The organism is Dissulfurimicrobium hydrothermale (genome assembly GCF_022026155.1).
GTDB classification, from domain to species: Bacteria; Desulfobacterota; Dissulfuribacteria; order Dissulfuribacterales; family Sh68; genus Dissulfurimicrobium; species Dissulfurimicrobium hydrothermale.
On sequence record NZ_CP085041.1, the window covers coordinates 16,374 to 40,804 of the forward strand.

Consider the following 24,431-nt stretch of genomic DNA (forward strand, 5'->3'; position numbering starts at 1 on the left):
TTGCCTGCTGCTTGATCAGCAAAAAAATCTGAAAAATATATTAAAATAAGTTTTTTATAAAATTCAAGAACTTTTTACAAAAACCATAAAAAACTCTATCAATCAATTCCTCCTATCCATCAATGCACTGAAGCCGACAACGCAAAATTGATATTTTTAGAATAATCCCTCACACCGGCGACTATACCGTCTGCAATCTTGTCCAGATAGGCATCGTCTCTTAAAAGTTCCTCTTCCTTTGGGTTGCTTATAAACGAGGTCTCAACAAGAATTGACGGCATCTGTGCCCCAATCAAGACAAAAAACGGCGCCTGCTTAACCCCAAGGTTTTTGACGTCACCAAATCTACCGTCCAACGAATGTACAAGGTCTTTCTGGACAAAAGCGGCAAGCCTCGCCGACTCATTTACCTTGGTATTTTTAAGGATTTTGTTTAAAATGGATCGAAGCTCACCCACCCTTTTGCTGGATGTGGCGTTTTCAAGGGCCGCAACCCGCATGGCGTCTTCATCTACGGCAAAATTAAGAAAATATGTCTCAACCCCAGCAGTGGTGGGGTTGGGCGCCGAATTGGCATGAATGGAGATAAAGAGATCGGCCTTTTCAGCATTAGCGATGGCGGTCCTCTGTTCGAGCGGCAAAAATACATCGCTGTGTCTAGTAAGGACAACATCGCAGCCCAGTTCATTCTTAAGCCTTTCAGCCACTTTGCGTGCGATCTTAAGGGTCACATCTTTTTCCTGAAGGCCGGTAGGCCCTATAGCGCCCGGATCTTTCCCGCCATGACCTGGGTCTATGACCACCCTCCTCACACAAAGGCCCAACTGCTGGGCTATGGAAAGACCCTTTCCCTTAACGATGCCATTGCCCTTAATAGACGGACCTGCGACCTTTTTACCCTGTTCAGCAGATACTTCACCCTTTTCAACAGGACAAACAGTCTTTTTTGCATATTGTTCACTAAAGGCGTCGATTATAACCCTGAACGGATCTTCAAGATAAAAGGCCTTGATCTTGCGGCTCCCGCCGAGGTCGCATACCACTCTCACCGTAGTTCTATCAAATTGACCTACCCTTACACCCTTTAAAAGTCCATCTCTTATATCAACTGCAGTGGGTAGACCTTTCTTTATTATAGCTGGCCTGATATCTATATAAAAACGAGGTGGCAACCCCTTTGGCCTGTTGGCAGGCAGAAACCCTTCCTTAAATGTAACAGGGCCTGTGGTATCAATAACTATCCTTGTATAATCAGAGACGGACCAGTGCCTTATGTCGGTAACCTCCCGCATCCCTGTCTCTTTTTCAGGTATTAGCGCAGGGATTTCGGCGGATCGAACTTCATTGTAAGGATATTTGCCGAGTACGGCCTCATTGACCCCGAGAGATGCGAGCTCCTTCTTGGCCCTATCCACTTGATCGCCGTTTGGATATTGTTCGATTATCCTCTTGAGCGCACCCTTGGCTGACGCAACATCGCCCTTCATGAGATAAAGCCCGGAAAGCAAATATAGGGCGTCATCAGCGAGTCGATGTCTGGGAAACCTCTCTACAAGGACCTCGTAGCGCTTTATAGCCTCCTCCAGGTCTTCCCCGGATTTGGAATGATCGTATAAATTATTATAACACCTGCCCATCATGTATAAAATCTTGGGCGTGACATCTTGATCGTCTGGATATTTGAAATAAACGGCTCTGAACTCCTTGATCAACCTCTGCCACTCCGCCGCCTGACTACGCAGCGTTGGAGACTCGACAAGCCTGTCATATTTGGTCTTGACCTTGACATAACTGGCCTCTGCCTTATCAATACCCTGACCTTGATGCGGACGTGACTGCCGAGCGTATAACTGGCCTTGGCCCAAAAGTGCAACGGCCGACATCGTCAATATTACAAAAAACAATCTCGCAATGTAAATGCGGCGGAATCTCACGGATCTTACCTTGCTTGCCGGATATCTTTCATCAATAAATATTTGCCTGACATGCCTATCACTGTTTATAATCGACTATCCAGCATACTGGATTTTGAAAGGCCATTGGGCATCGGTCGACCTCGACCCCTTCTCTCAAGCCCCAAAATATCCCTTTCAGAGGAGGCCTCAAGCGCTATCAACCAATAAAGTCTATTATACAACTGTATCTTCTTGCGACATTCATGGCTAATCCAATGCGAATCTTCAACTAGATTATAAAAATATGAATCAACCCCGAAAAAACCGTCCAACATATGGGTTGCAATGTGCAGGAGTTTGCTGAGATATCCCTGAGGCAGCTCCCTGAGTTCTGGGATAGATTTAAAGCCCGCCCTGGAAAGCTCTGAAAGAAAACCATCCAGGACCGCCCTATTCTCCGCTATGCCCATATCCACCCTTACCCAAAAGTCTCTATGCACAGCCGAAAGGCTCCTTGGCTCAAGGATATAGATACTCTTATACGAAATCAGCTTATATAGCTCAAAAAAGCGCAGGGCTTTTTCCTTGCAAACCTCAAAGCCATCTCCCTCTACCAACAACTCGTGATAAAATTCCATGAATTGCTATTTTGCCCCACATCATCATAAAACTCAAGGCCACCTTTGAGGTAGATTGTATAAGTTTTTAATTAAATAGTTTTGCTGCATAAACCACCTTCAACCCATGATCGCGACTATTTAAAAAAATAAACTTCATGCTACCATAAAGCCAACCTTTTAAGGACATATATTTGTGCAGCCTTTTAATAAACGCATTGCAATAATGCTCCCCTTTGGTTTTTCGTCAGGCCTTCCCCTTGCACTTACCGGTGCAACACTCCAGGCATGGCTTGCGACCTCGGCGGTCGATATAAAAACCATAGGCCTGTTCTCCCTCGCAGGCCTTCCATATGCCATAAAATTTCTCTGGTCTCCGATCATGGACCGCTTTTCCATACCTTGGTTGGGTAGAAGAAGGGGGTGGATATTCCTCGCCCAGATCCTTCTGTCTATAGGCCTCGCCTTTATGGCCACATTGTCACCTGCTGAAAACCAGATGGTAATGGGATGGACCGCATTCATTATTGCATTCCTCTCGGCGTCTCAGGACATCGCCATAGATGCCTATCGCGCCGATGTCCTTAGACAGGAAGAAAGGGGTCTCGGGGTGGCCATGACAGTCACGGGCTACAGGATTGCTATGCTGGTCTCAGGGGCACTCGCCTTAATCCTTTCCGACCGGATAGGTTGGATGAATACCTATCGTGTGATGGCCGCATTCATGGCTGTTTCGATTATAATAACCATTTCAAGCCCTAAAACCGATGGAGAGACAAGGCCGCCGCGTGACATAAACGAGGCCATTGCAGGGCCACTGAAGGAGTTCTTCTCACGAAGGAATGCCCTGTTTTTCATACTCTTTATCATACTCTACAAACTGCCCGACGCATTCGCTAGTTCACTCATCACGGCCTTTTTGATAAAAGGACCAGGTTTTTCGCCGACCGAGGTGGGAACGGTAAACAAGGCCCTGGGGCTCGCATCCACCATGGCAGGGGCCTTTCTGGGCGGCTGGCTTATGAGGCGTATGGGGCTATTCAGGTCGCTCCTTTATTTCGGCGTCTTTCAGGCCATATCGAGCCTTTGGTTTACGGCCCTCGCCATCGCAGGCAAATCCTACCCGTTACTCATAACCAGCGTCACCCTTGAAAACCTCTCAAGCGGCATGGGTACGGCGGCCTTTGTCTCGCTCATGATGGCGCTTTGCAACAGGAATTTCACCGCAACCCAGTACGCCCTCCTCTCCGCAGTCTCAGCCACAGGACGGATCTTCGCAGGTCCGCCTTCAGGTTTTCTGGCCGGTATACTTAGTTGGCCCTGGTTCTTTATCTTTTCTGCATGTGTGGCCCTGCCTGGACTTTTACTGCTTTTAATTATGAAAAAGGGGATACTGGCGCTGGAAAGAGATACCAGACTGTAGGGGCAGGCCCCTGCGCCTGCCCTGTAAAACCTGACTGCAACTCTTAAACCCTATTTGACCACGTGGATCAACAGAGAGTCATACGTAAGGCTGCTGAAATCCAGAAGGCCGTTTTTGTTATTATCAAATCCAAGATAAATGAGATAATCGCCCTTTGGCCATGGACCCTGATAAAGGGTATAGGTACCATCACCCAGGATATAGCCGCATGGCGTCATCTGTTCCAGATTAGCAGGTAACGGTATCCACTGGTAAGAGCTGTTCAGATAGGACCAATTTATCCCGACCGCAGGGGCGTCCAGTATAAAAAACGCCTCCTGCCCCGGCGCAGCGTTCGTTATCTGATATGTCACATCGACAGGACTGGTGACTGTCACTGCAAAACTATTATTGTTACGCCAGCCGTTGGCATTGAGGTGAATAGACGGCATGGTCAAATTATAAAATGTCCCACTCTGTCCGCCTCTAACCGGCCACACATAGTAGTTGTTGTCCTTGCTGCTCCAGCCCGCGCCGCCATTCCAGAGGCCCACGACCCACGCAAAGTCTGTGTTGTACGCGCTGGTAGTACCGGACCAATAGAGGTGGGACTGCACACCGGTAAAGGGATTGCCCGCTGTCCATTGGCCTGTGCCCGCTGTGTTGGAAAGGGCAAGATTGTAATACTGAAAGTCTATAAGACTCCACAGCTCGATGTCATTGGGAAGCCGCCAGTCGCCGGCATGAGAGCCGTCGGAAAGACCGCACTGACCGCTTGCAAGGCCATTGGCGGATGTAAGGGCGTCTGTCCATGTCTCTGCGCCGAAGCAATTGGCGTTCTTGAGCCAGATAAGGCCCGTGAGGTTGTCAGTGACCGTACCGTTACCGTTGTCCGTGAAGCGCGGCGTGGGAAGCGGCGCTCCCATCTGAAGCGCGCCGTCCTGCCCGGTGCCTGCGCAGGCGATCACATTACCTGACGCATCATAGCATTGCGTCTGACCTGTGCGTGGCAGGCTGATCGTGCCTGCCATCGCTAGGCCTGTCTGCCATAGCACAGGCAGGCCCGCCGTCATTGCAGCGACCATCATCGCCAGCGCCAGAACCAGAAACCATTTGTGTTTCATAACCATTTGTACCTCCCTGTCAAATTTCGCCCGCAACGCCTCTTTCTTCAGGTAGAGGATGCAGCAGGTCTTATGGAACCCCTAAAAATTTGTCATTCCGCCGAAGGCGGGGATCTATCGTCATACGCTCCCCCCGATAAGGGGGAGTTGGAGGGGGTTTTTGTTAATGAACCCCCCTGCCCCCCTTATCAGGGGGGATATTGTTTTTGCTGGATCCCCGCCTGCGCAGGGATGACAAAACATGAATTTTAGATAGTAGATAGATAGATAGATAGATAGATAGATGGATGGATGGATGGATGGATGGATGGATGGATGGATGGATGGATGGATGGATGGATGGATGGATGGATGGATGGATGCAAAAAGCGAACCATCATGAGCCATCCTGCATAAAAAGGCCAAATTCACCTTCTATTGTTTTTTTCTTACATCAGCTCAAAAATAAAAACAATAGAAAATCTGAACAAATATTCATTTTTTTACAAAAAACTGCAGCGCTCACTGATATAATGACCCTGCGATTGCATTTTAAGCGGCGCGACCTTAAAATAAAAAGGAAACCTTACGGCAAACGATCGAGGCGGCGCACATGAAAAAACTCCCCATCGGCATACAAAGCTTTGTAAACATCCGCACCGAGGCGGACTACTACTATGTGGACAAGACCCGGTTTGTGGCGGAACTGGCGGACAGGGGGAAATATTTCTTTCTCTCCCGCCCCAGGCGCTTCGGTAAATCCCTGTTTCTGGACACGCTGCGTCAGGCGTTTCTAGCCAGAAAGGAGCTGTTTCAGGGCCTGTATCTAGCGGACAACTGGGACTGGAGCGCCAAATATCCTGTGATTCTGGTGAGTTTTGGCTCAGGAGTGCACAGAAATATTGAGGAGCTGCAAGAGACCATGCGAGTGATTTTGAAGCGGCATGCCGAAGAGTATCAGGTCTCTCTGGAAAACACCGCTCTCAAAGACAGATTTTTTGAGCTCATTCAAAGGCTTTCAGAGAAGCATGGCCAGAAGGTCGTAATCCTCATCGACGAGTATGACAAGCCCATTTTGGATAGAATAGATAAGCCTGAAATCGCCATCGAGATCCGGGAAGAGCTCAAGAACTTCTATTCCGTCATAAAGGATGCAGACGAGTTCCTGAAATTCGTGTTCATCACCGGGGTAAGCAAGTTCAGCAAGGTAAGTTTATTCAGTGGGCTCAACAACCTGCAGGACCTCACACTGGACACTGTGGCGGCCACTCTCTGCGGTTATACACACGAGGAGTTGATCGACACCTTTGCCGAACGGCTCGGAGGTGTTGACACGGAACGGGTGCGGCAGTGGTATAACGGCTACAACTTTCTGGGCGATAAGGTCTATAACCCCTTTGATGTGCTGCTGTTTCTGGACTCAAAGGAGTTTCGCAACTACTGGTTCGAGACCGGCAGCCCGTCCTTTCTCATCAAACTCATAGCCCAGAACAACTATCCCATACCTGATCTGGAACACATAGAGGCGTCGGAAGACATTCTTTCTTCCTTTGATATAGATGACATCAAACTTGAGACCATACTCTTTCAGACTGGATACCTTACCATAAGGGACTGGATGAATCTGGGAGAAGACCGGCTTTACACGCTTTCCTATCCAAATCTTGAGGTAAAAAAGAGCCTGACGGAAAATCTCCTTCGCTATCTCACCGGTTCCGCAGCCGAACAGACCAGGAATCGAATAAATCTTTATCGCTGCCTTGCCGCAGGCGATATGGATAGACTGAGGGACATCTTCCATGCCTTTTTTGCATCCATTCCTTATGACTGGTACAGGAAAAACGAGCTCGCAGGCTACGAGGCCTATTACGCCTCCATCTTTTACTGCTATTTCACGGCCCTCGGTCTGGATGTCACAGCAGAGGAGATGACAAACAAGGGCCGGATAGACATGGCGGTGAGGTTAGAGAACAAGGTCTTCATACTGGAGTTCAAGGTCGTGGAGATAGACAGGGCCGGAAAGAAGGCCATCGAGCAGATAAAGGAAAAGAGATACTGGGAGAGATACCAAGCTTCCGACCCCTGCGCCTGCCCTGAAATCCACCTGATCGGCGTGGAGTTCAGCAGCAAAGACAGGAACATCACGGGATTCGATTGGGAACGCGTGCAGGGGCAGACCTGTGTGTCTGCCGAACAGATCAGCAGTGGTGAATGCGTCCATTGATATATTCCCTGAAGACACCAGGCAGTTCCTCCGCCACCTCGCTTGCAAGGTAACCAAATGGTCCTTTTTTCTCTGCAACCCTGTCCGCCGCCTGGCCGTGGAGAAAGACACCGAGCAAGGCCGCATCCCATGGGGAATAACCCTGGGCAAGGAAGGCGCCTATTATGCCGCCGAGGATGTCTCCCATGCCGCCTGCGGCCATTCCTGGATTTCCCGTGGGATTCACGGCCAACCTGCCGTCAGGCGCTGAAATAATGGTGCGGGCGCCCTTAAGCACTGCAATCGCCCTGCTCCTTTCAGAAAGCATTTTTACAGCCGCAACGCGGTCCCTTTGCACATCTGCGCTCGTGCAACCAAGGAGACGGGCCGCCTCGCCGGGATGTGGAGTGATAACCCTTGGCCCTCTGGCATTCATTAAAATTTCATGGTCAGCGCCCACGGCTGTCAAGGCATCGGCATCCACTACCATCGGAACAGGTGCGGTTCTTATAATCTCGCGCATGAACTGTCTGACATCATCGCCCAGGCCTAGCCCAGGCCCTATGACAGCCGCCTTTTTCCCTGCCAGAAGAGACTCAAGCCTTGCAAGGGCGTTAGCGGAGACTGACCCATCATCCCCCTCCTCCAGCCCCTCGGTCATAGCCTCTTTAAGCCCCTGGGCCACAATGGGCTGGATGACAACAGGGCAGGCTACAGTCACAAGCCCTGCGCCCGCCCTCAGCGCGCCAAGCGCTGAAAGACATGCCGCCCCGGACTTCCCGCGTGAACCTGCAATCACCAGCACATGACCAAATGTCCCCTTATGCCCTTCAGGCGGCCTCGATCTCAAGGTCTCTGCCACAAACTCCCTGTCAAGGAGAAGGGTCTTTATCCCCGCCTTCCGGACAGCGGCCTTTGGAATCCCTATGTCAATGACCTCAAGCCCACCCACATAATCAACACCTGGATAGATCACCTGGCCGAGCTTTGGAAGGGCCATGGTGACTGTCATGTCGGCCATAATTACAGGACCAATAGGCCGACCCGTATCGCTGGAAAGCCCGGACGGCATGTCCACCGAAACAACGGGGGCTTCAGATGCATTTACGAGTTCGACCGCAACCTCGAACACATCCGAAAGCGGCCGATTCAAACCGGTTCCGAACAAGGCATCAACAATCACGCCAGCATCTTCGGCTGCATCCTTAAGATCTGGCAGGTCGCCTTCATCAAGACACCATTTAATAGGTATACCGAAGGCCTTGACAATCTGATAATTGACTCCCGAATCCCCTTTAAATTCCCGGCAGAAGGCGAAAATCTCCGTCTTTACGCCCTGTTGAAATAGACTCCTTGCGATGACCAGACCATCTCCACCGTTGCTGCCCGGCCCGACCAGGATGACAACCCCACGGGCGAGCCTTTCCTTGTAATTCCTTAGGATCAGGTCTGTTGCGCCGCGACCTGCGTTTTCCATAAGTATCAAGGAAGGAATAGCAAAATCCTTCGCAGCCGACTGGTCAATGACTTGCATCTCCTTCGATGTTGCGAGTAACATGGGCGTTGCCTTTTAAGATCTTATTTTTAAGGATAGTTTAATTCTGCCATGAAATTCCGCCCATGTATAGACCTTCATCAAGGCAAGGTGAAACAGATTGTAGGTTCAAGCCTGAATGATCAAGACCCAGGATCGCTCAAGGAGAACTTTATATCAGAAAGGCCGCCATCCTACTATGCCGAACTCTTTAAAAGAGACAGGCTCACAGGTGGCCATGTGATCATGCTCGGACCAGAAAACAAAGATGCAGCCCTTGATGCCATCCATACGTGGCCCGGCGGATTCCAGATAGGGGGTGGCATCACGGCTGAAAATGCGGCGTTCTGGCTCGATCAGGGGGCAAAGGCGGTTATAGTGACCTCATATGTCTTTAAAGACGGTATAGTTCATCAAAACCGCTTAGAGACGTTGGTAAGACTGGTCGGCAAGGAGAGACTTGTCCTGGATCTAAGCTGCCGACGGCGGAACGGCGACTATTACATCGTGACCGACCGCTGGCAGCGATTCACCAAGACAAAAATCTCACCCCAGACACTTGATCGTCTTGCACGCTCCGCCTCCGAGTTCCTGATCCACGCAGCGGACGTCGAGGGAAAGTGCTTGGGCATCGAAGAAGACCTTGTAGAGCTGCTTGGACGTACAACACCGATTCCAACTACCTATGCAGGAGGTGCTCGCTCTCTGAGAGACGTCTATCTGGTAAAGGAACTAGGCAGGGACCGGCTTGACATCACTATTGGGAGTGCGCTTGACATCTTTGGCGGAAACGGCGTGAAATACGAAGAGCTAGTGGCCTTCAACAGGAGAGAGGGCGCTTGATACTATGAACCGAAGACCAGATCCCAGACGATGGCAAGTATGGACAATATGAATATCACGGCATAGTTCCACATCTCTTTCGAGGTGTAGAGACTGGTTATGAGGTACCTGAGCGCCATATAGTCCTGCGGACACAGACTATTTTTATTTTGGAGCTTTTCGAGGAGGTTAAGTCTGGCGATAAGGCCTTTCCTCCTATAGGTAATAAAGGCCCTGAATAAGAAAAAAATCATATTGCCAAGGATGGCTATGTACCAGAACGGCCTGATCATGTCTGGCCAATAGGCCTTCGCCACAAGTATGAGGCGCACAAAAACAGCACCTGTAAGCCCGATCGAAAAGGCAAGCCAGGCAACCCAGGCCGGAAATGCGGCGGGGATCTTATTTGTATTTGGATTCATCGGGCAAAAACGATCTTTGTTATCCATAAGACCGATTATAATAACTGAGATCGCAGAGGCTTCAAGGTTTTTTCTATAAAACAGGCACGGTTCTTGCTTATAAATTTATCAAGAAAGGGGGATTGGGTTCGGCATATCCCCTTGCGTGAGAGGTTGTGGATAAGCTGAAATGAGATTCGAATTAAGATTCATTCAAAATTGAACAAAATAATCCCTAAAAAAGACAAGGATGACTTAAAAATGAATGCAAGATTTTCCTATCTGATAAGTACAATTGTAGCGATACTAGTAATCCTGCCCATCAAGCTGCATGCCCTGACCATTTCACAGCTGAGTCAAGGGCTTCTGGTGCCGGCCGTCATTCAAGACGGAAAGGGCGTAGATACCTTGATAGGCATTACGGCGATAGGGAACCAGACGGCCACGACCACTACGACGACATCTACTACACAGACAAATGTGACGGTCTACTGGGGATTTTTTGACAAAGACGGAAATATGCTGGTCAACAAATACTTCAAGATCCCGCTTGGAGGCTTTTACCGCTTTGCATGGAGCAATGAGAGTGCGGGCGAGAACCTCGCAAACACAGAAGGATATCTGGTCTTCGTAGTGGGGGACGACAAAGGGGCGATCATCAAGACGGCGGCATTGAGCGGATCGGCCTTCAGAATAGATGCGACGGCAAGAGATGCGGCATTTGTACCAGTGGTCCCCCTCACATCAGGAGACATCAATTCATCCACCAACCTCGCCAAGATGGACAACACCGTACTTAAAGGCGTAACAAACATAACCCCTGTAGGAAAGACACTTATGATGCGCTATTGGAACGACTCGGCAGTAGGCGGTTCTAGCGTCATAAAGCTGTGGTCACTCTGCGACCTTACCGGCGGCTATACCATGAGCATTTCAAACAACGAGGATGGCACCTCCCAGAACACGGGAATCATCATCCAGAGGAAGAATCTGAACTCCATCAACCCAGGTTTAGATTCAGGTTCAGGCTCGGACACCATTTACCCCATGCCCTTTAACTACAAATCGGGCTTTTTCTATTTCAAGGTGCCAGCGGGCAACTGCGCGAAAGGTCAAACCAATGCCATGATGGCGATCAGCTTCCTATCGAGCAGCCAGTTAGGGGCTATACAGACCATAATCGCAGACCAGTATTGAGACACATCCCATCTGGCCCAGGCAACGCCTCCGTTCTTTTCAATACCTCTTTGTCATTATAGGCGAAGATGGAAGCTTGATGGAATATACCTAACATTGTGAGAGATGCCGCATGACAGATACTTTCTCAAGACACTGGCCTGCTAACTTGCAAGACCCCATCCATCTTCTTTATCCCGGCGATTATCTTCTTTAGATGTTCAAGGCCGCTTACCTGAATGATGTAATGGAAGATGGCCACCTGCTCCATGGGACTCGTAATAACCCTTGCATCCTGTATATTTGCGTCCCCGGCGCTTATCGCGTTACTTATGCTTGCAAGCATACCCTTTTTATCCACGCTCCTTACAATTATCTTGGCAGGATATGCAGTGCTGGTCTCTGTAGCCCACTGGACATCGACCCTCCGCTCAGACTCGATATTGCGGGCATTCGGACACTCCGTCCTATGTATCGTTATCCCCCTCCCCCTGGTTATATAGCCCACCACGTCATCGCCAGGCACAGGCATGCAACAACGGGCGAGATGTATCATTATATCCTCAAGACCCTGTATTTGTATGCCCAGTTGAAGGTCTTCCCCGCCCAATTTCTGCAGCCCATCCCCACCTGCCTGCTCGATAAGCCCAATCGACTCAGGCTGTTCTTCTTTTATGTATCTCTTTACTATCTGGACAGGCGAGACCCTGCCGTAACCAACCGCCACCAGAAGGTCGTCAAAGCCCTTGCATGAAAACCACCCTGCAATATCATGGCCCTTTTGCTTGGCGATTTCGTTAAAGTCCAGCCTATTTTTTTTAAACTCTCTGATGCAAAGATCCCTGCCGATGGCAAGGCTCTTTGCATATTCCTCGGTCTTGATCCACTGCTTTATCCTTGCAACGGCCCGGCTTGTCTTGACGAATTTCAGCCAATCCCTGCTTGGTACATGCTGCGGCGACGTGATGATTTCAACCACGTCACCGTTTTGAAGCTCATATTTTAAGGGCACCATATGGCCGTTTACCCTTGCGCCTGCACAATGATGCCCTATCTCAGTATGGACCGCATAAGCGAAATCAACAGGGGTGGCCCCTTTCGGCAATTCCTTTACATCGCCCCCTGGGGTAAAGACATAGACCTCACCAGGAAAGAGATCCATTCTCACTGAATCCAAAAATTCCCGCGGGTCTTCCAGCTCGTTGCGCCACTCCATCAATTGATTCAACCAGTCAAACTTACGCCCTGCCGTCTCCTTGCTGACTATCTTTCCTTCTTTGTAAAGCCAGTGCGCGGCTATGCCCTCGCTGGCAACCCTGTCCATCTCTTCAGTCCTGATCTGTATCTCCATACGCTCGCCGCCCGGCCCGATGACGGTGGTGTGAAGAGACTGGTACATATTGGCCTTAGGAAGGCTTATATAATCCTTGAACCGACCCGGCACCGGCCTCCAAAGGGAATGGATTAAACCCAAGGCCTCATAACACTCCTGTATGGTCTTAAGTATTATCCTAAATGCAATTAGGTCATAGACCTCATCCAGCGGCACGTTTCGGAGACGCATCTTTCTGAAGATGCTATAAAGGTGCTTGGGCCTCCCAAGGACACGGCATGAAAAGCCGTATTCGGCCATTTTCTTTGCAATTATCTCCTTTACCTCCTCGACAAAACCCCTTTTCTCTCCAATGCGCCTTTCGACTTCGGTCTTAAGCTTATTAAATTCATCTGGATAGAGATACATAAAGGAAAGATCTTCCAGCTCCTTCTTCACCCAATCGATACCGAGCCTTGCAGCAAGGGGCGCATATATCTCCAAGGTTTCTCTGGCGATCATCTCCCGCTTAGCCTCCTTTTGATATACAAGGGTGCGCATATTGTGCAGCCTGTCAGCGAGCTTAACAAGCAACACCCTGATATCCTTTGACATAGCAAGGATCATCTTGCGGATATTCTCGGCCTGTTTCTCTATGCGGCTCTGAAACCGGATCTTAGAGAGCTTGGTCACCCCGTCCACGATCGCAGCCACATCCTTTCCAAACATCTCTTCCAGTTCAGCAACCGTTGTAAGCGTGTCTTCAACCGTATCGTGCAAAAGCCCTGCAACGATGCTCCCTATATCAAGCCTCAACTGGGCCAGGATAAAGGCTACTGCCAAGGGATGGGATAGATATGGCTCGCCTGATAGGCGCTTCTGATTTGCATGAACCTTTGCGGAATAGATATATGCCTTTTCCACCAGACCGGTGTCCGCATCGGGGAAATATGAATGAATAGCGTCAATAATATCAGAAAGCCTTGGAGTCATCACTTAAAACTACAGACCCTGCGGCTACTGCATATGTCTTTAAGCATCTTGAACACCTCATCCGCCGCATCGTCCACAGACAAAAAAACACTCTCGCCTGAGGCCCTGACCTTAATTTCCACCCTTCCATCTTCCCTGAGGCGCCTCCCAACGGTCACTCGGATGGGTATGCCTATGAGATCGGCGTCTTTGAACTTCACGCCGGGGCGTTCACGTCTGTCATCCAAGAGACAATCGACCCCCTTGGCCTCCAGCTCGCTGCATATACGTTCACCAACAAACGACATGGCGTCATCCGTCATATCTACAATAGAGATGACGCAATCAAAGGGAGCTATCGGCGCCGGGAACACAATGCCCAGGCTGTCATGATTCTGCTCAACGGCTGCCGCCACTGTGCGGCCTATCCCTATGCCGTAGCAACCCATGACTATAGGGCGCTCCTTTCCTGAATCATCAATATATACAGCGTGAAGGGCCTCGGAGTACTTTGTCCCCAATTTGAACACATGGCCAACCTCGATCCCCCTTTTGAGTTCAACTCTTCCGCCGCACCTGGGACAAGGGTCATCAGGGGTGATGAATCTTATATCTGCAAACTCCGGCCATGGGAGGTCTCTGCCCCAATTTACACCCAAAAGGTGCCAATCCGGCTCATTTGCGCCGACGACAAAGTTTTTGAGTGTCTTTAGGGCGTTATCCGCTATAATTCTTGTACGGCCTGCAAGCCCAACCGGACCTGCAAAGCCGGGCTCGCAGCCTGTTGCCGAGACAACGGTCGCACTATCGGCAAGGGCGACGTCTTCAATGCCCACAAGCCTCTTCAGCTTCACCTCATTTATTGAATGATCCCCCCTAACCAAAGCTACGATTGGTCCATTTTTGCAGATAAAGACCAGGGTCTTTACAAGCGACGAGGGTGAAACATTGAGAAAGGCGATCACCTCCTCCACGCTTCGCTTGCCAGGGGTATGGACGCGACGCATATCTTCTTCATCAGCACAGGAGTAGGCTGTCAACCCAAGGGCCGGTGCAAGCTCCACATTCGCGGCATAGCTGCACTGTGTGCAGCATGCTATCTGGTCTTCACCGGTCTCAGCCAACACCATGAACTCATGTGATGCGTGACCACCTATACTGCCTGTATCCGCCTCAACAGGCCGGAAATCCAGGCCACAGCGCTCGAATATCCGGCAGTACGCCCCATACATGGCCTGATAAGTGATCTCCAATGCCTCGTCGTCCACATCAAAACTGTAGGCGTCTTTCATGACGAATTCGCGACTGCGCATGAGGCCGAAGCGAGGACGGATCTCATCTCGAAACTTCGTATGTATCTGATAAAGGTTCAAAGGCAGATCCTTGTATGAACGGACCTCGCGCCGAACTAAGTCGGTTATCACCTCTTCATGCGTTGGGCCCAGACAATAGTCGCGGCCATGTCTGTCTTTAAGGCGCAGAAGCTCCTTCCCGTAGCGGTCCCATCTGCCGCTCTCCTGCCAGAGCTCGGCAGGTTGGACCATAGGCAGCAGGACTTCCTGTGCCCCGGCCCTCCCCATCTCCTCCCTCACGATCTTTTCCACCTTCATCAAAGAACGAAGACCGATGGGCAGATATGAATAAAGGCCGGATGAAAGCCTTCTGATCATACCGGCCCTTAGCATCAATCTATGTGAAACTATCTCGGCCTCGGCCGGCGCCTCTTTAAGTGTAGGCAAAAACAACTTGGAATATCTCATTTTGTAATTATATTCGCTCCTCTCCATTTCTTCTTTTTTCAGCCAAAACAGCCTCAACCTCTTGCCAAAATGCCTCAAGAAGCCCGCTTTCAGGGACTTTCTTTATGATCTTCTCTTTTTTGAAGATAAGACCCACGCCCTTGCCGCCAGCGAGACCGACATCCGCCTCTCTTGCCTCACCCGGCCCATTCACCACACAACCCATGACGGCGAGTTTCAGCGGGGATGTAATGCATTGGGCCCTGCGCTCAACCTCTTCCGCTATAGAAAAAAGGTCTATCTCACAACGCCCACAGGTAGGGCAGGAAATTATTTCCGGCCCACGCTGCCGCATCTTCACAGCCCGCAGTATCTCATAGGCAACCCTTACCTCCTCCAGCGGATCGCGGGTCAACGAGACCCTAAACGTATCACCTATACCCTCAATCAACAGGGTGCCTATGGCGATGCTGCTCTTCACTGTCCCGGGAATCAACCCACCGGCCTCGGTCACCCCAAGATGCAGGGGGAAATCGGTCTTCTGGGAAAGGAGCCTGTAGGCCGCTATGGTAGCGAGGCAATCGGACGACTTTATCGAGACCTTGATGGCCTCAAAGCCCATACCTGCAATCAGCTCTATGTTCCTCAATGCACTCTCCACCAGGGCCTCGGGCAAAGACGCCCCGTAATGCCTTCTTATGTCCTTCTCAAGGGAGCCAGAATTTATACCTATCCTTATTGGTACGCCGTATTCCTTGGCCTTCTTGACAACCTTCGATAGTCTCTCAACGCCACCGATATTGCCAGGATTTATCCTTATCCCATCAGCCCCCTGCTCTATCGCAGCGACCGCGAGCCTCCAGTCGAAGTGAATGTCTGCAATAATGGGCATGGAAATTGCTTTCTTAATATCAGCAAGGGCGACCGCGGCGGCCTCATCCGGTATGGCCACCCTTACGATCTCACAGCCGACCTCTTTGAGTCTCGATATCTGTGAGACGGTGGAGCGGACGTCCCTGGTATCGGTATTGGTCATAGACTGGACGACCACCGGGTTGCCGCCACCGATCGGCACGGATCCGACGCGTATAAGCCTGGTCGGGCGGCGCTTGTATATGCTGTTTTGGCTGATCTTGTCCATAAGGCCATGATAAATCAGGCATAACCTCCGGGCAATAGGCCCAAATATACTTGGAAGGAGAATAAAAGATGATTTCAACCCCAAATGGCGCAGAGACGTCAACCATCAAGGCCATTCTAACAAAAGACATCCAACCCGCCTCAAATACCACGGCCGCCGCATCCGCCAGCGACACCACGTTTTTGGACTGGCTAAAGGCGATAGACAATCAGGTAATGGGCACAAAGTATATCGACAAGACAGATATCTTCACAGGAGAGGTGATGCACAATTATCCGGTGGCAATTTTCAAGCCCACACCGGCTGAAATAGCTGCAGATGCCATGACGCCGGAGCAACAGGCATCGACCTTAATTGACAATTATCTGAAATACCTACAAACCGAAAAGGGACAAAGGGGACCAGTGAATCCGGCTGGAGGCGATGCCTATGGCATGTCCGACTGGGCCGAATCAATCATCCTTGAACAGAGGGTCGGCTATAACAAGGCTAATGTGCTCTTGGATGCAGTAAGAAGCGGCAAGATTACTGATCATGTGCCACTGGACCAGATAGACGCCTTATTGGCCGGCCTTATGGGTAGCGGCAAGGCGGCAACGGCAGCCGATTCGACAGCGGCCGCTGCATCTGCGGCACCTACAAACAGTGCAGGTCTCCCTGCAGCAACTACAACCCAGGCTACCCTAGACGGATTAGGGCTGCCCGAACCTGCCTCGGCGCCAAACGTAACAGACGCCGCAAGACAGGCCTGGCAAGACCAGGCCCAGATACTGAATGACATCCTTGACGGCATGGCAAGACTTGCCGCAGCCATCCAGCAATATAAAGACATGACATCCGCGACCAGCGGCGGCAATAAAGCCACAGCCGCATGGCCGTTGCAACCACAATCAATTGGGACACAGACGGCATGAGACAGTAGACCTGGAACGGATGTTGGATTATAATATTTTAAAATAATCGTTCAATGCCACAGAAGGCGATATTGGAGGAGGCCGGGTGCATCATCCGGTCTGAACCGCACTATGAAAATAGATACGTACAAGATCAATACTGCCATCGGCTCAAACGGACAGACAAAAAAAGATATCAAGGGGGCCATTGACATGCCCTTTTCCGCCTATCTTAATAATGAGATCTTGGCGAGGCAGGCTAACGGACCGGATCTTGCAGGCCGTACTGCAATAATGCCGACAGGTCTTCCGGCGGATACGACCCTCAGCAAGATCCAAGCCGATGCAATAGCGATAGGAAGCAATGCCATTGGGGCACTTGAACACCTCAGTGTCCTCTTGATGCAGCCGGAGATAGACGGCAAGGCATTGGATCAATTGGCCGATACGCTTTCAAGACACATCGACGACATAAAGGAGGCCAGAGACAACCTCGCTCCGAATGACCCGTTGAAGGATATTTTAAATTCGATCGGATCGATTTCCGCCGTAGAGGCGGCGAAGATAAAAAACGGCGACTACTGATTGCCGCAGCCAGTCAGCGTTTAATCCGCCGCATCCGCCGCAAAGGGTCTTTGTCCCCCGCATCAATCAGGCAGACACACCAGAGGCCTGTCGGCATCTCTCTTTGTCAAGCCAGCGATCGACAATCAGACTGAGGCCGTGTGACATGTTTTTGCGGGATACAAACCAGCAGGCTATGATGATTTTAAATCTGACACTGGGCATATATGCTATAGGCAAACGCCGAAAAGGCACGGAAAACCAACCGGCGTAAATGGGACGCAATTTTTGAATATAGACCCAAGTTAATGGATATTTCTATAATAGTGCCTGTATATAACGAGGCCCCAAACATTGAAACCTTGGTCAAGCGGGTTGTCGAGGTCATGCGACCGCTTGGCCGTCCTTTTGAAATCATTCTCGTGGACGACGGCAGTACGGATGAAAGTCACGAGGTCTATAAAAAGATCAAGACCTTCACACCTGAGCTCAAGGTCTTGATATTCAGAAGGAACTTCGGCCAGAGTGCAGCCATGACCGCTGGCTTCGACTATGCGGACGGCAAGATCATAGTCTCCATGGACGGGGACCTCCAGAATGATCCTAAGGACATACCAAGGCTGATCAGCAGACTTGAGGAGGGCTACGACATGGTGAGCGGCTGGCGCAGAGACAGAAAAGACCCGTTTCTTTCACGCAAGCTCCCATCTTTCATAGCAAACCGCCTGATAGGCAGCGCAACCGGCGTCCGACTTCACGATTACGGCTGCTCGCTAAAGGCCTACAGCCGCGATGTAGCAAAAAACCTCCTTCTTTACGGCGAACTCCACAGGTTCATTCCCGTACTCGCGCACTTCTACGGTGCACGCATTACAGAAGAGGTGGTCACGCACCACCCAAGGCTCAAAGGCAAAAGCAAATACGGGATCGGGCGCACCTACAGGGTTATCCTTGACCTGATACTCATGCTGTTCTTCCTGAAGTTCGCCACAAGACCCTTGCAGTTTTTTGGCATGGGCGGCGGGGCGCTCTTTCTTGCCGGTCTCCTGACCGGAGGTTACCTTACCTTCGTCAAGTTCTTCCTAGGGTATGACATCGGGCGTAGGCCGCTCCTCATTCTTAGCGCGGTACTCATAATTGCAGGACTGATCCTCGGGGCCATAGGACTCCTTGCCGAGCTCGTCATACGCACCTACTACGAATCCTCAGGGAGACGCATATACTCGGTACGCGAGGTCATCGAATAAGGAATGTGGAATAGACGCCTTGCCCTTTTATTAGGGGTGCTGATCGCCGTACGCGTGCTCTTTATTGCATTTGCACCGCTCGACCTCTCGCCTGACGAGGCCTACTATTGGGACTGGTCAAGGCACCTTGACTGGGGATACTACAGCAAACCCCCAATGATAGCCTGGATCATCGCAGCGGGCACCTCTATCTTTGGAAACAACGCCATGGGCGTAAGGCTCCCAGCCGCAATACTCGCCACCCTCGGCGTCTTGGCTGTATACCTTCTCGGCAGACGCCTCTTCGGCGCAAAGGCGGGGTTTCTGGCCGCGCTGGCCACGGCCTTCATGCCAGGCTCCTGCGTCCTAGGCTTTGCGATGACCATAGACGCGCCGCTTATATTCTCCTGGGCATGGGCTATGTATGCTACATGGCTGGCACTGGAAAAGAAGGGTTATGAAAGGGATCAAGGTACGGCCTGTTGGTGGTGGACGGCCTCTGGTGTCTTTACAGGCCTTGGAATACTCAGCAAACAGACCATGCTAGCATTCCCGCCTTTTGTTTTCCTGTTTCTCATCCTTGAACCGGATTACAGAAAAAGACTCCTTACACCCTGGCCATATCTGGCGTTCATCATTTCGCTCGCCCCGCTCGGTCCCGTCATTTGGTGGAACTACAGACATGGCTGGATCACGCTGGAACATACGGCCCACCACTTTGAGATGGGAAGCCGGTCATACTTCACATTTTTAAAGACACTGCCCGATTTCATACTCTCTCAACTTGGTCTCATCTCACCGGTGACCTGGATCTTGTCCATGATAACAAGCTATTATATCCTGTTTATGGCCTTAAAGAGACACATCTCAAAGAAAAATGGCAATGTCGCGATAACCTCTCCAACCCTTTATCTAGCCGTGCTGAGCGCGGCGCCGATAGCGCTGACCACGCTCTTGAGCCTCAAACAACGTGTAAACGGCAATTGGCCAGCTCCATTTTATCTTGGCTCATCCGTCCTCCTAGGTGGGTGGGCCGCAGAGGTCTTAAATTTAACACCTTGGATAGACCGATTCAGAAGGCTTTTTAAACCAGGTCTGATACTGGGCGCATCCATGTGCGCCATTCTATATATAATCCCATGGGCCGCATGCATCACAAACCTTGACAAGGGCCGCATCGACCTCACCGCTGAACTGAGAGGCTGGAGAGAATTGGGCATAACCTTAGGGGAGATCGCAAAAAAAAACCCAGTGCGAGAGATGCTCATCATCGGGACGAAGAGGCAGCTAACAAGCGAGCTCGCCTTTTACGTCCCTGGCCAGCCGAGGACATACCGCTGGGCGGGCGAACAGAGTAAGGTAAGGAGCCAATATGAGCTCTGGCATGGACCATGTGACAAGATAGGTCATGATGCAATCATTGTGACATATGCGGATGAACAATTGCCGCAGGATATCAAGGGGTATTTCAAGGAGATAAGACCGCTCTACTACCTCAGACCGGCTAAGAATGGATTCAATCTATACCTCGGAAAAGGACTTATCGACTGGCCGGGTTGCTCCGCTTCAAAAGTCCAAGGGCGATATTTGCAGCCCGGTCAGCAGCCCCTGGCTGACCAAGTCTACCGGTGACGATAGCAAGATCCTGAACCATCCTCTCCCTTCTGGCATCATCCCCAAGGATGGCCAGCGCCTCATTTGCTATAGCCTCTGGCGTGGCATCATTTTGGAGAAATTCGGGCGCAACCATCCTCCCTGCAACCAGATTGACAAGGGATGCATAGGGCACCTTGATGAGATGGCGCCCAAGATGATAACTGAGTGGAGAGACTTTGTATGTAACGATGAGCGGGACGCCTAGGATCGCGGCCTCGAGGGTAACGGTGCCCGACGCCGCGATAACCAGATTTGATGCTGCCATGACATCGTATGTTCGGCCCTGGATCAACCGTATATCTGGACCATCCCTACCTGCACACGCCCTAGCCATGTCCTTCATGAGTTGGATGTCGATGGAAGGGGCAACGGCTGCCACGAATTGGACACTCGGTCTTAATCGGGAGATTAGGCAAGCGGCGTCTGCCATGACAGGAAAGATCCTCTGGACCTCACCATGCCTGCTTCCAGGGAGAAGACCTACCGTGGATGAGCCGATTGACAGAGAGTTCGAACGGCAGAATTCCTCCTTTGAAGACTGCACCTTTACGCTGTCGAGCAGTGGATGGCCGACAAATCTGACCTTGAGGCCATATCTTGAAAAAAAATCTTCCTCAAAGGGCAGGATCACTGCCATCTCATCAATGGACCTCTTCAATCTCCTGACCCTGCCCTGCCGCCACGCCCATACCTGCGGACTTATATAATAAAAAACCGGGATACCAAGGCCTTTGGCATATCCCGCCATAAGAAGATTGAATTCAGGATAGTCTATGAGTATCAAGAGGTCGGGGCGCTCCTTTTTCAAATAGACCCTGGTCTTATAAAAAGCGGAGAGTATGGGCCAGGTGTGGGCAAATATCTCTGCAAGCCCAACTACAGCAAGGCGCGAACTCGGGAAAATGGCATCAAGCCCAGCATCTACCATCTTTGGACCGCCTATGCCGGCAATCTTACAATCCGGCAGCTTGGCCTTTATAGCCCTTATGAGACCTGAACCATGGAGATCGCCTGACGCCTCGCCAGCGATTATAAAGATGGACTTCGACATAACTACCAGTTGGTGTCCTACAAAATTGTCATGATCCGGCAAAGCCCGGCCTCCCGGCAAGCAGCCTCAATGGCCTCCGCCGAAATAAAACCACCAAGCCGGGTCATACTGGATCAGACCAATAAATATCAGCCAAGTCCAGGGAATCGAGACCCTTGGCGATCTGGTTGTTTATCTTCAAGGCAAGATCCAGGGCCATGCGACCCGCCTCGCCCGTTACCCTGGGGGGTTTTATTCCTTTTACGGCCATGACGAAGTCTTCCAGTTCATCATAAAGACTGTCGGCCTTATCGTGCTGCAATGGCTCAAACGTCATGGCGTCTCGGACATCTGCAGCCCTTGTCCGCCTTACGATCAGATTCTTATGTGCAAGGCAATCAGCGGACATATAAGCCCCGGGTTGGAACACCCTGATCTTCCTCATGACGTCAAGAGATATGCGGCTTGCGGTAAGATTCGCCGTGCAACCGTTCTCAAAGATTATACGGGCGTTTGCTATATCAACAAAGGAGCTCAGAACCGGCACACCGACTGCCCTGATCTCCGATATCTGCGACCTCACGAGTGTCAGTGTTATATCTATGTCATGGATCATGAGATCCAGCACCACATCCACATCAGTAGCCCTGTCTTTAAAGACATTGAACCTATGCGCCTCAATAAAAAGCGGGCGACTCACTCTCTCCTCAAGCACCTTAACAGCAGGATTGAAGCGCTCGATATGACCCACCTGAAGCACAAGACCATTATCAGATGCGAGCCTTATCAGCTCGTCTGCCTCCTGAATGCCAGTGGTTATAGGTTTTTCTATCAGACAGTGTATCCCCCTGGAAAGTAAAACCTTTGCGACCTCGTAATGATGCACAGTAGGGACAACAACGGATGCCGCGTCTATCCTGCCGATAACCCCATCCAAATCGGAATATGCCTTCGTGCCCGTCTCTTTCGCTACCAGCGCAGCCCTCTCCGGCACGATATCCACCACCCCGGTGAGTTCGGCATCAGGCATGGCTGCATATTTTTGGGCATGGAACCTACCAAGATAACCCGCCCCTATCACGGCAACCCGTATCAACCGCCGACCCCTCCTTCGATACCGACTATTGATATTTGGACCTTGTCGGCAAGGGCTATCGCCTCATCCTTATCAAAGAAGATGGCCCTGCCTGCCTCGACCGCCAAGACACAGGCCCCTGCCTCAACCATCCTCTCGATTGTACTAAGTCCAATCGAAGGCAGATCGAATCTTGTATCCTGAAATGGTTTGCACAGCTTTATCACAACCGCGCCCGATCCGCCAAGCCTGCCGCCCCTCAAGATGGCCTCATCCGTACCCTCGATAGCCTCTACTGCCAAGACGACCTTGTCCTTAACCACCACACACTGACCTATATCGAGTTCGCCTATCCTGGAGGCAAGCTGGCGACCGAACTCTATATCCTCGTATTGAGAGACGCTGGGTCTCTTTTTGGTAAGGACACCAGGCGGCATGAGGAGGTCCTGGACAAAAAAAGTAGATGGAATGACCTTTATGCCTTCCGATTCGATCTCTGCGGCGATGGCACGAAGTATCCTGTCATCAAGCCGGCTGTCAAGTCGACGCCATAGATTCAATGCCCTGAGATCAGGACGCACATCTATAAATATCCTCTTTTTTGTAATGGCGCCGGCAAAGACGGCCTCACCAACCCCAGCATCTTTTAGTGTATTTATTAGCTTACCGAGCTGACCGAGGGAGATCCATCTTATCTCATCAACCTCTCCGCTCAGTTCAGGGATGGTCTCGCCCTTATGCGCCACTGCTATTACCTTCCAGCCCTTTGAGCGGGCAGCCCTGGCACAGAGTATAGGAAATTGTCCTCCGCCTGCTATCAAACCGACGGGCCCCCTTTCCATCAATCCATCTCCGAAATCTCGCTGATATTTCCTCCAAGCGGTACGCCACGCCTTGAAGACTTGATGAACTCGACAAACCTGACCACCTCCGGGACGGCGGAAAAACGCTCTTCCACCATCTGGATGGCATCGGCTACCGTGCCGTCTCCCTCGAATATCATACGGTAGGCGTCTCTCAGCGCCTCGAGATTCTCTCTTGAAAGGCCATGGCGCCTGAGGCCGACGAGGTTAAGGCCGTAGAGCCTCCCCCTCTGACCCCAATACTTCACATAGGGTGGGATGTCTTTGTTGACCCCTGACATACCCCCCAGAAAGGCATACGCTCCGATATGGCAAAACTGATGGACAGCCGAGAGGCCACCTATGACCACGTTTTCGTCGATAACCACGTGACCGCCGAGGGTTGCGCCATTGGCCATTATGACATTCGCTCCGATCTGACAATCGTGTGCGACATGGACATATGCCATAAGAAGACATCCCCTGCCGATCCTCGTAACGCCGCCGCCTTCTATGGTGCCACGATGGACGGTTACGAACTCCCTTATGATGACGCCGTCCGCAATCTCGACCCTAGTGGGTTCGCCCTTATATTTAAGGTCCTGAGGCGGCGCCCCGATTGAGGCGAACTGCGAAATCTTCACCCCTTTTCCTATATGCGTCTCTCCCTCGACTACCACATGAGGGCCTATTTCGACCCCGCTTTCAAGGGTCACCTCTGGCCCTATGACAGAATAAGGCCCGACCTTCACCCCCTCGCCTATTGCGCCTGTCCTGACTATAGCTGAGGGGTGAATAAAGACATCTTCATCCAATATATCCATATTT

General features: G+C 51.0%; 21 protein-coding genes. 8 read left to right on the forward strand and 13 right to left on the reverse strand.

All coding sequences use genetic code 11. The features are described from left to right. Window positions 1-119: 119 nt before the first annotated feature. Window positions 120-1,883 (reverse strand): N-acetylmuramoyl-L-alanine amidase, encoded by a 1,764-nt coding sequence (locus LGS26_RS00090; RefSeq protein WP_237888673.1) that lies wholly within the window; start codon window positions 1,881-1,883, stop codon window positions 120-122. 116 nt (window positions 1,884-1,999) lie between these two features. Next, a complete protein-coding gene (locus LGS26_RS00095) occupies window positions 2,000-2,533 on the reverse strand; it encodes a hypothetical protein (RefSeq protein ID WP_237888674.1) in 534 nt (177 codons plus the stop codon). A 175-nt stretch (window positions 2,534-2,708) separates the two neighbouring features. On the opposite strand from LGS26_RS00095, the gene LGS26_RS00100 reads away from it, so the two are divergent. Then, the gene (locus LGS26_RS00100; RefSeq protein ID WP_237888675.1) at window positions 2,709-3,935 is read left to right on the forward strand and encodes an AmpG family muropeptide MFS transporter; all 1,227 of its coding nucleotides are present in this window, start codon (window positions 2,709-2,711) and stop codon (window positions 3,933-3,935) included. A gap of 50 nt (window positions 3,936-3,985) precedes the next feature. On the opposite strand, the gene LGS26_RS00105 is transcribed toward LGS26_RS00100, so the two are convergent. Together LGS26_RS00105 and LGS26_RS09650 are read right to left on the reverse strand one after the other, a co-directional pair. Further along, window positions 3,986-5,044: an Lcl C-terminal domain-containing protein gene (locus LGS26_RS00105; RefSeq protein ID WP_237888676.1), complete on the reverse strand. Its 1,059-nt coding sequence runs from the start codon at window positions 5,042-5,044 to the stop codon at window positions 3,986-3,988. A 242-nt stretch (window positions 5,045-5,286) separates the two neighbouring features. Further along, on the reverse strand, window positions 5,287-5,418 hold the full coding sequence (locus LGS26_RS09650; protein ID WP_269137055.1) for a hypothetical protein: 132 nt from the start codon (window positions 5,416-5,418) through the stop codon (window positions 5,287-5,289). Between the two features lie 212 nt (window positions 5,419-5,630). Between LGS26_RS09650 and LGS26_RS00110 the strand changes: the two genes are divergently transcribed. Further along, window positions 5,631-7,241, forward strand: a complete 1,611-nt coding sequence (locus LGS26_RS00110) for an ATP-binding protein (protein ID WP_237888677.1) — start codon at window positions 5,631-5,633, stop codon at window positions 7,239-7,241. Here LGS26_RS00110 and LGS26_RS00115 read toward each other — a convergent pair. After that, window positions 7,216-8,778 (reverse strand): NAD(P)H-hydrate dehydratase, encoded by a 1,563-nt coding sequence (locus LGS26_RS00115; protein ID WP_237888678.1) that lies wholly within the window; start codon window positions 8,776-8,778, stop codon window positions 7,216-7,218. The genes LGS26_RS00110 and LGS26_RS00115 overlap by 26 nt on opposite strands. Window positions 8,779-8,826: 48 nt before the next feature. Here LGS26_RS00115 and hisA point away from each other — a divergent pair, with 48 nt between their 5' ends. Continuing rightward, window positions 8,827-9,597 (forward strand): phosphoribosylformimino-5-aminoimidazole carboxamide ribotide isomerase, encoded by a 771-nt coding sequence (hisA, locus tag LGS26_RS00120; RefSeq protein WP_237888679.1) that lies wholly within the window; start codon window positions 8,827-8,829, stop codon window positions 9,595-9,597. Window positions 9,598-9,599: 2 nt separating this feature from the next. Here hisA and LGS26_RS00125 read toward each other — a convergent pair whose 3' ends face one another. After that, entirely contained in the window at window positions 9,600-10,025 is a 426-nt protein-coding gene (locus LGS26_RS00125; protein ID WP_237888680.1) for a hypothetical protein, read from the reverse strand. Between the two features lie 213 nt (window positions 10,026-10,238). Here LGS26_RS00125 and LGS26_RS00130 point away from each other — a divergent pair, with 213 nt between their 5' ends. Further along, a complete protein-coding gene (locus tag LGS26_RS00130) occupies window positions 10,239-11,174 on the forward strand; it encodes a hypothetical protein (protein ID WP_237888681.1) in 936 nt (311 codons plus the stop codon). 127 nt (window positions 11,175-11,301) lie between these two features. Here LGS26_RS00130 and LGS26_RS00135 read toward each other — a convergent pair whose 3' ends face one another. From LGS26_RS00135 to ispG, 3 genes are read right to left on the reverse strand one after another with little or no spacing between them, the layout of a single operon-like run. Further along, window positions 11,302-13,458: a RelA/SpoT family protein gene (locus LGS26_RS00135; RefSeq protein WP_237889949.1), complete on the reverse strand. Its 2,157-nt coding sequence runs from the start codon at window positions 13,456-13,458 to the stop codon at window positions 11,302-11,304. Further along, complete coding sequence (locus LGS26_RS00140; protein ID WP_237889950.1) at window positions 13,458-15,197, reverse strand: proline--tRNA ligase; 1,740 nt, start codon at window positions 15,195-15,197, stop codon at window positions 13,458-13,460. The genes LGS26_RS00135 and LGS26_RS00140 overlap by 1 nt, the downstream gene beginning before the upstream one ends. Window positions 15,198-15,204: 7 nt before the next feature. Further along, window positions 15,205-16,317, reverse strand: coding sequence for a flavodoxin-dependent (E)-4-hydroxy-3-methylbut-2-enyl-diphosphate synthase (ispG, locus tag LGS26_RS00145; RefSeq protein ID WP_237888682.1), 1,113 nt, complete (start codon window positions 16,315-16,317; stop codon window positions 15,205-15,207). A gap of 68 nt (window positions 16,318-16,385) precedes the next feature. Here ispG and LGS26_RS00150 point away from each other — a divergent pair, with 68 nt between their 5' ends. From LGS26_RS00150 to LGS26_RS00165, 4 genes are all read left to right on the forward strand, one after another. Then, window positions 16,386-17,231 (forward strand): hypothetical protein, encoded by an 846-nt coding sequence (locus LGS26_RS00150; RefSeq protein ID WP_237888683.1) that lies wholly within the window; start codon window positions 16,386-16,388, stop codon window positions 17,229-17,231. A gap of 111 nt (window positions 17,232-17,342) precedes the next feature. Then, the gene (locus LGS26_RS00155; protein WP_237888684.1) at window positions 17,343-17,795 is read left to right on the forward strand and encodes a hypothetical protein; all 453 of its coding nucleotides are present in this window, start codon (window positions 17,343-17,345) and stop codon (window positions 17,793-17,795) included. A 287-nt stretch (window positions 17,796-18,082) separates the two neighbouring features. Next, the gene (locus LGS26_RS00160; protein WP_237888685.1) at window positions 18,083-19,021 is read left to right on the forward strand and encodes a glycosyltransferase family 2 protein; all 939 of its coding nucleotides are present in this window, start codon (window positions 18,083-18,085) and stop codon (window positions 19,019-19,021) included. A gap of 3 nt (window positions 19,022-19,024) precedes the next feature. After that, on the forward strand, window positions 19,025-20,632 hold the full coding sequence (locus LGS26_RS00165) for an ArnT family glycosyltransferase (RefSeq protein WP_237888686.1): 1,608 nt from the start codon (window positions 19,025-19,027) through the stop codon (window positions 20,630-20,632). On the opposite strand, the gene lpxB is transcribed toward LGS26_RS00165, so the two are convergent. From lpxB to lpxA, 4 genes are all read right to left on the reverse strand, one after another. Continuing rightward, window positions 20,541-21,749 carry a lipid-A-disaccharide synthase gene (gene lpxB / locus LGS26_RS00170; protein ID WP_237888687.1) on the reverse strand — a complete coding sequence of 403 codons (1,209 nt, stop codon included), beginning with the start codon at window positions 21,747-21,749 and terminating at the stop codon, window positions 20,541-20,543. The two genes, LGS26_RS00165 and lpxB, sit on opposite strands and share 92 nt — an antisense overlap. A 61-nt stretch (window positions 21,750-21,810) precedes the next feature. Further along, window positions 21,811-22,782, reverse strand: a complete 972-nt coding sequence (locus LGS26_RS00175; protein WP_237888688.1) for a Gfo/Idh/MocA family protein — start codon at window positions 22,780-22,782, stop codon at window positions 21,811-21,813. Further along, window positions 22,779-23,603, reverse strand: a complete 825-nt coding sequence (locus LGS26_RS00180) for an LpxI family protein (RefSeq protein WP_237888689.1) — start codon at window positions 23,601-23,603, stop codon at window positions 22,779-22,781. The genes LGS26_RS00175 and LGS26_RS00180 overlap by 4 nt, the downstream gene beginning before the upstream one ends. Further along, complete coding sequence (lpxA, locus tag LGS26_RS00185; RefSeq protein WP_237888690.1) at window positions 23,603-24,427, reverse strand: acyl-ACP--UDP-N-acetylglucosamine O-acyltransferase; 825 nt, start codon at window positions 24,425-24,427, stop codon at window positions 23,603-23,605. Before lpxA ends, LGS26_RS00180 begins: the two co-directional genes overlap by 1 nt. Between the last annotated feature and the right edge of the window lie 4 nt (window positions 24,428-24,431).

What these genes read in the sequence shown, in the direction of transcription:
- LGS26_RS00155 (WP_237888684.1), top strand. Translation starts at nt 17,343, where the DNA reads ATGAAAATAGATACGTACAAGATCAATACTGCCATCGGCTCAAACGGA.
- LGS26_RS00150 (WP_237888683.1), top strand. Translation starts at nt 16,386, where the DNA reads ATGATTTCAACCCCAAATGGCGCAGAGACGTCAACCATCAAGGCCATT.
- LGS26_RS00090 (WP_237888673.1), bottom strand. Translation starts at nt 1,883, where the DNA reads ATGTCGGCCGTTGCACTTTTGGGCCAAGGCCAGTTATACGCTCGGCAG.
- LGS26_RS00115 (WP_237888678.1), bottom strand. Translation starts at nt 8,778, where the DNA reads ATGTTACTCGCAACATCGAAGGAGATGCAAGTCATTGACCAGTCGGCT.
- LGS26_RS09650 (WP_269137055.1), bottom strand. Translation starts at nt 5,418, where the DNA reads ATGATGGTTCGCTTTTTGCATCCATCCATCCATCCATCCATCCATCCA.
- LGS26_RS00105 (WP_237888676.1), bottom strand. Translation starts at nt 5,044, where the DNA reads ATGGTTATGAAACACAAATGGTTTCTGGTTCTGGCGCTGGCGATGATG.
- LGS26_RS00110 (WP_237888677.1), top strand. Translation starts at nt 5,631, where the DNA reads ATGAAAAAACTCCCCATCGGCATACAAAGCTTTGTAAACATCCGCACC.
- LGS26_RS00095 (WP_237888674.1), bottom strand. Translation starts at nt 2,533, where the DNA reads ATGGAATTTTATCACGAGTTGTTGGTAGAGGGAGATGGCTTTGAGGTT.
- hisA (WP_237888679.1), top strand. Translation starts at nt 8,827, where the DNA reads ATGAAATTCCGCCCATGTATAGACCTTCATCAAGGCAAGGTGAAACAG.
- LGS26_RS00140 (WP_237889950.1), bottom strand. Translation starts at nt 15,197, where the DNA reads ATGAGATATTCCAAGTTGTTTTTGCCTACACTTAAAGAGGCGCCGGCC.
- LGS26_RS00135 (WP_237889949.1), bottom strand. Translation starts at nt 13,458, where the DNA reads ATGACTCCAAGGCTTTCTGATATTATTGACGCTATTCATTCATATTTC.
- LGS26_RS00130 (WP_237888681.1), top strand. Translation starts at nt 10,239, where the DNA reads ATGAATGCAAGATTTTCCTATCTGATAAGTACAATTGTAGCGATACTA.
- lpxA (WP_237888690.1), bottom strand. Translation starts at nt 24,427, where the DNA reads ATGGATATATTGGATGAAGATGTCTTTATTCACCCCTCAGCTATAGTC.
- LGS26_RS00160 (WP_237888685.1), top strand. Translation starts at nt 18,083, where the DNA reads ATGGATATTTCTATAATAGTGCCTGTATATAACGAGGCCCCAAACATT.
- LGS26_RS00125 (WP_237888680.1), bottom strand. Translation starts at nt 10,025, where the DNA reads ATGGATAACAAAGATCGTTTTTGCCCGATGAATCCAAATACAAATAAG.
- LGS26_RS00180 (WP_237888689.1), bottom strand. Translation starts at nt 23,603, where the DNA reads ATGGAAAGGGGGCCCGTCGGTTTGATAGCAGGCGGAGGACAATTTCCT.
- ispG (WP_237888682.1), bottom strand. Translation starts at nt 16,317, where the DNA reads ATGGACAAGATCAGCCAAAACAGCATATACAAGCGCCGCCCGACCAGG.
- LGS26_RS00165 (WP_237888686.1), top strand. Translation starts at nt 19,025, where the DNA reads ATGTGGAATAGACGCCTTGCCCTTTTATTAGGGGTGCTGATCGCCGTA.